The 11,526-nt window shown below is 73.5% G+C and carries 9 protein-coding genes; 2 read left to right on the forward strand and 7 right to left on the reverse strand.

The window, feature by feature from the left end:
- The first annotated feature begins 31 nt into the window (after positions 1-31).
- Complete coding sequence (locus LO763_RS10650; RefSeq protein ID WP_230601962.1) at positions 32-1,669, forward strand: hypothetical protein; 1,638 nt, start codon at positions 32-34, stop codon at positions 1,667-1,669.
- 34 nt (positions 1,670-1,703) lie between these two features.
- On the opposite strand, the gene LO763_RS10655 is transcribed toward LO763_RS10650, so the two are convergent.
- The 7 genes from LO763_RS10655 to LO763_RS10685 all read right to left on the reverse strand — a co-directional run bounded on the left by LO763_RS10655 (position 1,704) and on the right by LO763_RS10685 (position 9,615).
- On the reverse strand, positions 1,704-2,246 hold the full coding sequence (locus LO763_RS10655; protein ID WP_230601963.1) for a histidine phosphatase family protein: 543 nt from the start codon (positions 2,244-2,246) through the stop codon (positions 1,704-1,706).
- 189 nt (positions 2,247-2,435) lie between these two features.
- Positions 2,436-3,086 (reverse strand): response regulator, encoded by a 651-nt coding sequence (locus LO763_RS10660; RefSeq protein ID WP_369431957.1) that lies wholly within the window; start codon positions 3,084-3,086, stop codon positions 2,436-2,438.
- The gene (locus tag LO763_RS10665; protein WP_230601964.1) at positions 3,076-4,371 is read right to left on the reverse strand and encodes a sensor histidine kinase; all 1,296 of its coding nucleotides are present in this window, start codon (positions 4,369-4,371) and stop codon (positions 3,076-3,078) included. Before LO763_RS10665 ends, LO763_RS10660 begins: the two co-directional genes overlap by 11 nt.
- A 1-nt stretch (position 4,372) precedes the next feature.
- Complete coding sequence (locus LO763_RS10670) at positions 4,373-5,107, reverse strand: ABC transporter permease (protein ID WP_230601965.1); 735 nt, start codon at positions 5,105-5,107, stop codon at positions 4,373-4,375.
- Between the two features lie 28 nt (positions 5,108-5,135).
- Positions 5,136-6,044, reverse strand: a complete 909-nt coding sequence (locus LO763_RS10675; protein WP_230601966.1) for an ABC transporter ATP-binding protein — start codon at positions 6,042-6,044, stop codon at positions 5,136-5,138.
- Positions 6,045-6,174: 130 nt separating this feature from the next.
- Positions 6,175-7,002, reverse strand: a complete 828-nt coding sequence (locus tag LO763_RS10680; protein WP_230601967.1) for an SAM-dependent methyltransferase — start codon at positions 7,000-7,002, stop codon at positions 6,175-6,177.
- 282 nt (positions 7,003-7,284) lie between these two features.
- The gene (locus tag LO763_RS10685; RefSeq protein ID WP_230601968.1) at positions 7,285-9,615 is read right to left on the reverse strand and encodes an ATP-binding protein; all 2,331 of its coding nucleotides are present in this window, start codon (positions 9,613-9,615) and stop codon (positions 7,285-7,287) included.
- Positions 9,616-9,917: 302 nt separating this feature from the next.
- Between LO763_RS10685 and LO763_RS10690 the strand changes: the two genes are divergently transcribed.
- Positions 9,918-11,522, forward strand: coding sequence for a tryptophan halogenase family protein (locus tag LO763_RS10690; RefSeq protein ID WP_230601969.1), 1,605 nt, complete (start codon positions 9,918-9,920; stop codon positions 11,520-11,522).
- Positions 11,523-11,526 lie beyond the last annotated feature (4 nt).

Genomic DNA, 11,526 nt, shown 5'->3' on the forward strand with positions numbered 1-11,526 from the left:
CTGTCCACCCCCTTTCCACACAGGAGACCGCATGGACCGCCCCACCGGCACGGGGACCCGGCCGCACGCGCACGACCCGGCACCGGCGCCCCGCCGCGCCGCCTCCCCGGCCTACCGGCCGCCGCCGCATCCGCTGGGCGGGGCCGCCCGCGCCGCCGGGGGCCTGGCCCTGCTGGTCGTCCCGGTCGCCGCCCTCGTCCTGGCGTACGTGCTCCCCACGTTCCGCACCGTCCAGCTCAGCCGCCTCGAGCACTTCGGGACCTTCGGCGACTCCGACACCGTGGGCCCGGCCAACTACGACGACCTGCTCGCCGGCGGCGCCTTCGCCGGCGGCCTCGCCCGACTCGCGGGCCCGATCCTCGTGTCCGTCCTCATCGGAGCCGTCCTGGCGCCCCTGCTGGCCCGGCTCCTCCACCGCTCCGGCCCCGGCGGCCGCGCCGCCGCCCGGATCGCCGCCGCCGCGCTGGCGGTCACCTTCGCGCCCACCGCGCTCACCGTCGCCTGGATCGCGGACCGCGCCCTGTCCGGCCGCGAACCGGGCGTGTACGACTGGGCCGGACTGCTCGCCGGGGTCGTGCTCGGTCTCGGCGTCCTCGCGGGCCTCGCCGCCCAGCGCGGCGCCGCCGCCGACCGGCCCGCCGCCGCGCCCCTGGCCGTGGCCGCCCTCAGCGCCCTCGCCCTGGTCGCCGCGGGCCTCCAGACCTTCGCCTACGGCTCGGTCGGCCGCGTCCCGCAGGACGCCCCGCCGCCGGTCGTCCAGATCTACGACGCCCTCTACGTCGGCCGGGACGTCGGCACCGCCGCGGCGGCCTCCGTGCTCCTCATGGCGGTCCTCGCGGGCCTCGGCCTCGCCGCGGCCGTCCTGTTCCTGCTGTCCCGCATCAGGATCGACGTCGTCCCCGGACCCGACGACCCCGCCCGCGCCCGGCCCGCCGCGTTCACCGGGGGGATCGCGCTGCTCGTCCTCGCGGTCGCCGCCGCCGGCGTCTTCCTCCTGCCCTGGGTCACCCGGCTCGGCGAAGGCCCCGACGGCGACTACGACCTGTGGTTCATCATCCGCCAGACCTGGGGCCCGCCCCTGGTCACCACCGGCGTCGCCCTCGCCACGGCCGTCGTCGGCGGTTTCGCGATCGGCGCGCTGCGCCCCTTCGGCGACGCCAGCCGCTGGCTCCTGCTGCTGTTCGCGCCCTGGCTGTTCACCGGCTCCGGGCCCCTCGGGGCGGCCAACCTCGAAGCGGTCGCCGCGGAGGGCGAGTGGATGGTCATCGGCACGTTCCCGCCCCGCGTCTGGGTCGCGATCCCCGTCCTGTTCCTGTTCACCGCGCTGTTCTGGGGCCTGGAGGACCGGCGCCGCGCGGCCCTGGAGGCGGGCGTCGGCGAGCGGGAGGCCCGCCGCGCGTTCGCGGCCGGCGCCTGGCCCATGGCGGCCCTCGCGGGGCTCGCCCTGCTCCTCGTCTTCGGGCAGGACGCGTTCTGGCAGCAGATCACCTGGCAGGACATGCTCTCCACCGGCTACATGACCCACGCCCTGGAGAACCTCGACTTCGAGCACACGGCGGTCGCCCTCGGCTACCCGCTCCCCGTCCTCGCGGTCGCCGCGATCGCGGCGGTGGCGCTGGCCGCCCGGTACCTGCCGAAGGTCGCCGTCAAGACCGGCCGCGAGCGGTGAGCGAAGGGGGCCGGCGTCCGCCGGCCCCCTTCGCTCAGCCGCGCACGAACTCGATGTCGTGGAAGCGCCGCGCCGCCGTGTCGTAGTGCAGCCGCGCGCCCTCCATGTACCCGAACAGCGCGCCCCACTCGTCGTGCGCGGCCTCGGGGAACAGGGCGACCAGCGCGCACTCGATGTGGCCGCCGTGGCCGATGACCAGCGCCGCGTCGCCCGGCCCGAGCGGGGCCATCAGCTCGGCCCACTGCCGCGCGAGCGCGAACGAGTAGTCGTTGACGGCGCTGCCGCGGCGGTGCACCAGCCGCGCCAGCCGCGTGAACGGGGCGCCGACGTCCTGCGACGCCGCCTGGGACTCCTGGAGGAACGCGTTCACGTTGTGCAGGGTCGGCAGCTCGGTGGTCACCGCGAAGCCCATCGCGATCGCCGTCTCCCGCGCCCGGGGCGCGACACTGGTCGCCACGACCTCGAAGGGGCCCATGAGCGTTCCCGACCAGCGGGCCAGCTCCACCCCCTCCTGGGAGAGGTGGATGGCCTCGTCCCCGTCGCGCTTGCTGTGCCGGCGGATCTCGAGCATGGGCATAGGGCGGTCTCTTCTCTTCTCGAACACGCTGCACGGCAGGGCGGGAGCGTGTGGCGCGGCGGCGGTCCGCATCGAGCCTACGCGGCCCGGCCCGGCCGGACCAGGACGGCTGCGGGACCTCCATTGAAGCGCCTGTCACACTGCGGCGCAAGAGGCCTTCATACGGTGATGAACGGTGCGAATCGCCGCTCAGCGGCCCTTCGGCTGGAGCAGGCCCCGCTCGTACGCGGCCGCGACCGCCGCGGCCCGGTCGTTGACCTCCAGCTTCGCGTACACGTGCACCAGGTGCGTCTTGACGGTGGCCTCGGAGATGAACAGCTCGGCGGCCGTCTCCCGGTTGCTGCGGCCCCTCGCGATGAGCGCCAGCACCTCCAGCTCCCGCTCGCTCAGCGGCCCCGCCGCCGCGGCGGGCCTGCGGACCCGGTCCATCAGGACCGACGCGACCGACGGCGCCAGCACCGTCCCGCCCTCGTGCGCCGCGCGGATGGCCCGCCGCAGCTCCTCCGGCGAGGCGTCCTTGAGCAGGTAGCCGCTCGCGCCCGCCTCGATCGCGGGCAGCACGTCCGAATCGGTGTCGTACGTGGTCAGCACCAGCACCTTCGCGTCCACGCGCCGCGCCGCGAGCTCCCGGATGGCGCTCACCCCGTCGGTCCCGGGCATGCGCAGGTCCATGAGGATCACGTCCGGTCCCAGCGCGAGCGCCCGGTCCACCGCCTCGCGCCCGTCCGCGGCCTCGCCGACCACGTCGACGTCCTCGGTCCGGTCGAACATGCCGCGCAGCCCGTCGCGCACCACCGGGTGGTCGTCGACGATGAGGACGCGGATCGGCTCAGGCGCCACCGGGCACCGCCTGCGCGATCGCCGGGACGCTCGCCGAGACCACGGTGCCCCGGCCCGGCTCGGACTCGACCGACAGCCGCCCGTCGAGGCGCCCGACCCGCTGGCGCATCGCCGACAGCCCGTACCCGCCGCCCTTCTCGACGGTCTTGGCGCGGCCCGTCTCGAAGCCGAGCCCGTCGTCGCGGACGTCGATCGCCAACTGATCCTCCATATACGACAGCGTGATGCCGACGCGGCCCGCCTCGGCGTGCTTGGCCACGTTCGTCAGCGCCTCCTGCGCGATCCGCAGCAGCGTCACCTCGACCTCCGGGTGCATCGGGCGGGCCTCGCCGGTCGTGACCAGCTCCACCGGGACCGACGCGGACGCCGACCACTTGGACGAGACCTCCGCGAGGGCCTCCGGCAGCTGCGAGGACTCCAGCGCGGGCGGCCCGATGGCCTGCACGGTCCGGCGCGCCTCGGCCAGGCTGTCGCGGGCGAGGTCGAGCGCGCTGTCGAGGTGGCGCCGCCGCTGCGCCTCCTCGTCGGACCCGTCGACCGCGTGGAGCTGCGCGATGACCCCCGCCAGGCCCTGCGCGACGGTGTCGTGGATCTCGCGGGCCATGCGCTGGCGCTCGTCCAGGACCCCCGCCTCGCGGGCCTGGGTGAGCAGCTGCATGTGGAGCCCGGCGTTCTCCTCCAGGGCCTCCTCCCTGGAGCGGAGGGCCTCCTGGCGCTCGTCCTGGAGCCGCGTCATCTGGTCGTTGATCCGGTACCCGACGCTGATGGCCGTGATCTGCACCGCCAGGACGATGAGGTAGATCGTCACCATGTCGGTGCTCAGCCCGCCGCTGAGGATCGGGGCGTTCACCACGACCGAGGACGCCGCGATCCCGACCACCACGAGCCGGTGCGGCCCCAGCAGCGCGGCGTGGAAGAACCCGGTGGCGCCGAAGATGAAGTAGAGCATGTCGCGGCTGGTCAGCACCGCGGCCAGGGCGAGCATGACGAAGAAGTACACGGTGAGGCGCCACGAGAACGCGGCGGGATCGGCGCACCCCGTCCCCGCGTCGTGCCGCGTGTCCTGCCGCGGGTACATCACCAGCACCCACAGGGCGGTGGCGGCGGCGATCGCGAGGGTGGCGAGCCGCTCGCCGATCCCCGCGTCGGAGAGGAGCTGCGTGAGGGCGACGCTGAACGCCAGGGTCGCGTACGGGAGCCGGTTGAGCAGCCGGTTGTAGCCGGCGTCGATCCTCGACTGCCGCCGCCTGAAATCGGCGGCGGTCGGCGACCCTGGCGTCTTCATGTCACTCCCACCTGAACATTCGGCCTGCGAGCACTCCGGCCACCACGGCGGTCGCGCCCATGACGAGCAGCTGCACCGCAGAGGGGGCGGCCCCGTCCCAGGTGTCGAGGAGCGCCTGCACGCCCGGCGGCATGTAGTCGCCGATGCGCACGACCGCGTCCGGCAGCATGAACCTCGGGATGTACACGCCGCCGAAGAACATCGCCGCCATGAACAGCACGCTCGCGATGCTGGTGGCGGCGCGGATGGTCGGGGCCAGGGCCGCGACCAGCATACCGATCGCGAAGACCGCGCCGATGCCGAGGAGGAACGCGGCGGCGAACCCCAGCGGGTTCTCCGGCAGCGGCACGCCGTAGGCGATCCGTCCGGCCGCGACCACGAGCAGGGTCGACACCAGGGCCGCTCCGAGGTTGACGAGGAGCTGGGCGAGCAGGAGCCTGCCGGGGTGCACCGGGGTGGTCCTCATGCGGCGCAGGACGCCCTGCTCGCGGTAGGTCGCCATCATGACCGGCAGGTTCGTCAGGCCCACCACGCCCACGCACATGACGATCAGGGAGGGCGCGAAGTAGTCGATGAACCGGACGCCGCCGAACTCCGCCGAGGGCTCGCGCAGCATCGGCACGGCGCCGAGTCCGATCAGGACGACGGTGGGGAGGAGGAGGCCGACCGACAGCGACATGGGGTCGCGCAGGAACAGTCGGGCCTCGGTCTGGACGAGTTTCAGTGTCGATGACATGGGGATGCTCCTGATCTCCTGGGGCGGTTCAGTTCTCGGGGGTCTTGCCGGTGAGGGCCACGAACGCGTCCTCGAGGCTGACCTGCTCGACGCGCAGCTCCGCGGCGACGATGTGGTTGCGCGCCAGGACGGAGGTGACGGCCTGGAGCAGGTTGCCGCGGCCGGTGACGGCCACCTGCGGGCCGCTGCGGGCCACCTCGGCGACCTCGGGCAGGTCGAGCAGGAGCGCGTCCGCGAACGGGGCGGAGGGCCGGAAGCGGACCCGCTGCTCGTCCCCGGCGCGGGCGGTGAGTCCCGCGGGCGTGTCGAGGGCGACGACCTTGCCCGAGTCGATCACGGCGAGGCGGTCGCAGAGCCGCTCGGCCTCGTCCATGAAGTGCGTGACCAGGATGATCGTGACCCCGGAGTCGCGCACCTGCTCGATGAGGTCCCAGGTGTCGCGCCGCGCCTGCGGGTCCAGTCCGGTGGTGAGCTCGTCGAGCACCGCCACTTTCGGCCTGCCCACCAGCGCCAGCGCGATCGACAGTCGCTGCTGCTGGCCGCCGGAGAGCTTCCCGAACGGGGTCTTGCGCTTGCCGCCCAGGCCGAGCCTCTCGATGAGCTCGTCGGTGTCGGCCCGCCGCTTGTAGAACGAGCCGTACAGGTCCAGGGCCTCGCCGACGCGGAGCCGGTCGGGCAGGCGGCTCTCCTGCAACTGGATGCCGAGGACCTGCTTGAGCTCGGTGCCCTCGCGCCCGGGGTCGAGCCCCATCACCGAGACGCGGCCCGAGTCGCGCCGGCGCAGCCCTTCGAGGCACTCGACGGTGGTGGTCTTGCCCGCCCCGTTGGGGCCGAGGATGCCGAAGATCTCGCCTTCGTCCACAGTGAACGACACGCCGTCGACGGCTCGTTCCGTACCGTACTGCTTGACCAGTTCTTCGACTTCGATGAACGCCATACCGGCCTCCCTGCTCCGCTTCGTGTGTCCTCAACACTCGCAGGAGCGGCGCGGCCGGGCATCGCCCGAGCGGCGGGGGCCGCGGTTGATCCGTCCGGTCAACCGATCGGTTGACCCCGGCTCCGACCGGTCAGGGCTTGACGGCGATCCCGGCCATGTGGGTGCGCTCGAACGGCGCGAGGTCGTCGACCGCGGGGACCGCCCGGTCCGGTTCGCCCGGGTGCCAGCGGGGGATGTACTCCAGGCCCGGCGGGACCATCGGCATCCCCTGGAAGTGGCGTTCGAGCCGCTCGACCGGGCGGCACCAGCCGTTGCCGAGGGTCTCCAGGCAGGCCCGGGACAGGCCGTGCTGGGCCGGTTCGCCGGTGTCGGGCCAGGCGGTGATGAGCAGGTGCGAGCCCGAGGCCAGGGGCGCCATGAGCTCGGCGATGATCGCGTCGGGCGACTCGCCCTCGGCGATCTGCATGATGGTCCCGGCGATCACGAGGCCCACGGGCCGGTCGAAGTCGAGGTGGGCGCGCACGTCGGGGTTGGCGAGGATGCCCGAGGGGTCGCGCAGGTCGGCGGTGACCACGGTGGTGGTCCGGTCGTCGGCCAGCAGGGCCCGGCCGTGCGAGAGGACCATCGGGTCGTTGTCGACGTAGACCACGCGCGCGTCGGGGTCGATCCCCTGGGCCGCCTCGTGTGTGTTCTCCTCGGCGGGCAGGCCGCAGCCGATGTCGAGGATCTGGCCGATCCCGCCCTCGCCGACCATGTACCGGACGCCGCGCAGGAGCGCGGACCGGTTGAGGCGGGCGGCCTCCCGGACCCGGGGGCTCAGCCGCTCGAAGATCTCGGCGGCCCCGCGGTCGACCTTGAAGTTGTCCCGTCCTCCCAGGAGCGCGTCGTAGACGCGGGCGGCCGAGGGCACGTCGGGGTCGATGCCGGGGGCCGGCCACTCCGGGGCTGCATCGTTCACGTCGTTCCAATCGGCGCTGAATGGGGTGAGGTGACAAGGGGATCGGGGACGACGCGGCGGCCGGGCGCGTCACGCCCGTCTCGCTGCGCGGCAGAAGGCGACCGGTCCCGCCGCCGGTGCGGGACGTCGCTCCAGACTACTGCACGGCGGACCGGGAGACGAGCCGCGCTCGCCCCCGATCCGGGCCCCTCGGGGCCCCGTTCCGCCCGTCCCGCATACGGAACGGGACCGGCCGCCCCGAGATCGCTCCGGCCGTGTCGCGCCGTCCCCCGTCCGAGGCGCTCAGGACCGCGCCGCCCTCCCGATCGGACGCCCGCCGCGCGGGGCGGTGAGCGGCTCGGTGAGCTCCAGCCGCCCCCGCACCGCCGTCACCAGCGGGTCGCCCACGGCCGCGAGCACCGCCTCGGCCTCGTGCCACTCCGCGCGCGCGTCCGCGATCTCGCCCAGGTCGAACCGCAGGTTCCCGATCCGGTAGCGGAACCGGCCCTCGCTGAGCTGGTCGCCGATCTCGGCGGCGAGCCCCAGCGCCTTCCCGTAGGCCGCCATGGCCCGGCCGTGGTCGTCCATCTCCCGGCAGGTCTCGGCGATCACCTGGAGCGAGCGCATCTGCGCCCACCGGTTCCCGATCACCTCGGAGCGGTCGAGGGCGGCCTGGAACATCTTGAGCGCCATCTCGAACCGGCCCTGCGCGATGTACGCCCGCCCGATCGCGCACAGGCTCCCGCCCTCGCCCCAGGCGTCCCCGGCCCGCTCGGCGATGTCGTAGGCCCGCCGGGCGTGCTCGAGGGCCTCGCCGACCCGGTCGTGCACGACGCAGGCGTGGCTGAGCCCGCCGAGGGCCTGCACGAGCCCGGTCGCGTCCCCGGCCTCCTCGTAGAACGCCGCGGCGTCCCGCAGCAGGTCGATCGCGTCGCGGGAGCGGCGCAGCTCGGTGTAGGCGGCGGCGAGGTTGACCGCCAGGGCCGCGGCCACCGCGCGGTCGCCCGCGCGCCGCGCCGCGGCGAGCGCGGTCTCCCCGGTGGCCGCGTAGGACTGCCAGTGCCGCAGCAGGACGAAGAACCCGCCCGCCGCGTACGCGAGCCGCCACGACAGGGCGTCCTCGCCGGTCTCGGAGGCGAAGCGCACGAGCGCGGCGATGTTGTGCCGCTCGCGCTCGTACCACTCCAGGGCCTCGCGGGCGTTCGACATCGGCGCGTCCGGCAGGGCCGGGACGTCGAGTGCGAACCAGTCGGGCATGAGCAGCCGGGTCGCGGCCGCGGCGGTCCCGGTGTACCAGGCGAGGAGCCGCCGGGCGGCGTCGTCGGGCTCGTCCTCGGCGACCCACCGCGTGGCCGCGTACAGCCGCAGCAGGTCGTGCATCTGGTAGCGGCTCGGCCCCGAGCTCTCCAGGAGGTTCGCGTCGACCAGGGTCTCGAGGCGGAGCTCGGCCTCGCCCTCGCCGATCCCGGCCAGGCGCGCGGCGACCGCGGGCCCGAAGTCCACGCCGGGGAACAACGCTCCCAGCCTGCGGAACAGCAGCCGCTCGGCGTCCTCGAGGGCCCGGTAGGACATGGAGAACGCCTCCATGAGCCGCAGGTCCCCGGCCTCGAGCTCGGCCAGGCGGCGGGCCTCGTCGCGCAGCCGCTCGGTCAGCGTCGTGACCTTCCACTGGGGACGCGAGGCGAGCCGGGCCCCGGCGATGCGCAGCGCCAGCGGGTAGTGCCCGCACTGCTCGGCGAGCTCGGCGGCCGCCGCCGGCTCGGCCGCGACCCGCCCGGTCCCGGCGATGCGCCCCAGCAGCTCGAGCGACTCGGCCGCGCTGAACGGCTCCAGCTTGAGCGTCCGGGCCCCTTCGAGGCCGATGAGGTTGTTGCGGCTGGTCGCCAGCACCAGGCACCCGGGCGCGCCCGGCAGGAGCGGACGCAGGTCGGCCTCCTCGCGGGCGTTGTCGAACACCAGCAGGCAGCGGCGGTGGCGCAGCAGCGACCGGTAGGCGCAGGCGAGCTCGTCGGGATCGGCGGGCACGCGCTCGTCCGGGTGCCCGAGGGCCCGGACGCACTGGCGCAGCACCGATTCGGGGGACAGCCGCCGCTCGTCGAAGCCGCGCATGTTGATGAACAGCTGGCCGTCGGCGTACTCGGGGGCGAGCCGGTGGGCGAGGTGGACGGCGAGCGCGGTCTTGCCCACGCCGGGGCCGCCGGTGACGCCCAGGACGGTGGGGGAGCTGCGGTCGGCCTCGTCGAGGCGCGCGAGGGTCGTCTCCAGGAGCCACTCGGTCTCCTTGGCGCGCCCGGCGAAGTCGGGCAGGTCGGCGGGGAGCTGGTAGGGCAGCGGGGCGGGGGCCGGCGCCGGCGCGGGCGCCCCCGCGAGGTCGTGTTGGAGCCGGTGCCACCGGCGGGCCCACGTCTCGGGGTCGGCGCCGCACGCGGCCGCGTAGGCCACGGTCACCTCCAGGGACGGCACCTCCCTGCCGGAGGCCGCGCGGGCGAGCGTGGACGCCGAGTAGTGGGCGCGGGCGGCCATCGCCCGGTAGGTGCGGTCCTCCGGCGCGGCGGCGCGGAGCTCGCGCAACCGCTGCGCGAACTGCTCGAGCGGACCCTGCCGCGGGTCGATCGGTTGCTCTGGTCGTCCCATACCCTCGCTCTTCGCCTCGAAGTCAAGCCGGTTCGAGTCCCCCCGTGGACGCTTCACATTGTATTGACTCGGTGCGATGCGCGCAGAGCGAACATTTGCGGGCCGGGGCCGCGAAGCCGTCGAAAGAAGGACGCGGCGCGGCCCGCGCGGCGTTGTCCGCCGATGCGCTCCGCGGTCGCGTTGTCGCGCAACAACCGCGCCGCTGGTCGACAATCCCGCGCCCTCCGTAGCGTCGGTGCCGGACTCAGATTCGAACACCAGGACGCATTCGCCTCGGCGGCGCGTCGGACAGGAGCCAGCACATGGACACCTCTCCCACCGACCACCGGATCCGGAACGTGGTCGTGCTCGGCGGCGGCACGGCCGGCTGGATGACGGCCTCCTACGTGGCCAAGGCCTTCCAGGGGACCGTGAAGGTGACGGTGCTCGAGGCGCCCGCGATCCCCAGGATCGGCGTCGGCGAGGCCACCGTCCCCAACCTGCACCGGGCGTTCTTCTCGTTCCTCGGCATCGAGGAGGACGAGTGGATGCGCGAGTGCAACGCGAGCTTCAAGATGGCCGTCAAGTTCGTCAACTGGCGCACCGAGGGCGAAGGGGTGCCGCACTCCCGCGACCACCGCGGCAAACCCGACCACTTCTACCACACCTTCGGCATCCTCCCCGCCCACGAGCGGCTCCCGCTCTCGCACTACTGGGACGCCGCCCGCCGCGCCGGGCGCACCGACGAGCAGTTCGACTACGCCTGCTACCGCGAACCGGCCGTCATGGACGCCAAGCTCTCCCCGCGCGACCGCGACGGCAACGCCTGGACCAACTACGCCTGGCACTTCGACGCCCACCTCGTGGCCGACTTCCTGTCCCGCTTCGCGACCAAGACCCTCGGCGTCGACCACGTGCAGGACCGCTTCACCGAGGCCGTCCGCGACGAGCGCGGCTTCGTCACCGCGCTCAAGACCGAGGCCGGCAGGACCATCGAGGGCGACCTGTTCGTCGACTGCTCCGGCTTCCGGGGCCTGCTCATCAACCAGGTCATGCGCGAGCCGTTCCTCGACATGAGCGACTACCTCATGTGCGACAGCGCCGTGGCCGCCTCCGTCCCCCACGACGACGAGGCGAACGGCGTCGAGCCCTACACCTCCTCGATCGCGATGAAGAGCGGCTGGACCTGGAAGATCCCGATGCTCGGGCGCTTCGGCTCGGGCTACGTCTTCTCCAGCCGCTTCACCGACCGCGACACCGCCACCGAGGACTTCTGCAGGCTGTGGGGCCTCGACCCCGAGAACACGGACCTGAACCACGTCTCGTTCCGCGTGGGCCGCAACCGCCGCGCCTGGGTCAAGAACGTCGTCTCCGTCGGCCTCGCCTCGTGCTTCGTCGAGCCCCTGGAGTCCACCGGCATCTACTTCACCTACGCCGCGGCCTACCAGCTCGTCAAGCACTTCCCGGACAAGAACTTCGACCCGGTGCTCACCAAGCGCTTCAACGCCGAGATCGAGACCATGTTCGACGACACCCGCGACTTCCTCCAGGCGCACTTCAAGTTCGCGCCCCGCAATGACACCCCCTTCTGGAGGGAGAACAAGAACCTGGTGCTGGACCCCGGGATGCAGGAGAAGGTCGACATGTACCGCGCCGGGCTGCCGGTGAACCAGCCGGTGAACGACGAGGCCACCTACTACGACAACTTCGAGGCCGAGTTCCGCAACTTCTGGACCAACGGCAGCTTCTACTGCATCTTCTCGGGGCTCGACTTCCTGCCCGAGCGCACCTACCCGTACCAGTCCCACCGGCCCGCCGACGCCGCCGGGGCCGAGCCGATCTTCGCACGGATAGCCGCCGAGCGCGACCGGCTCCTGGAGACCCTCCCCACCACGTACGAGTTCCTGCGCGGACTGCACGGGAAGTAGCCGG

The organism is Glycomyces amatae (assembly GCF_020991375.1).
In the GTDB taxonomy this organism is placed as follows: domain Bacteria; phylum Actinomycetota; class Actinomycetes; order Mycobacteriales; family Micromonosporaceae; genus Glycomyces; species Glycomyces amatae.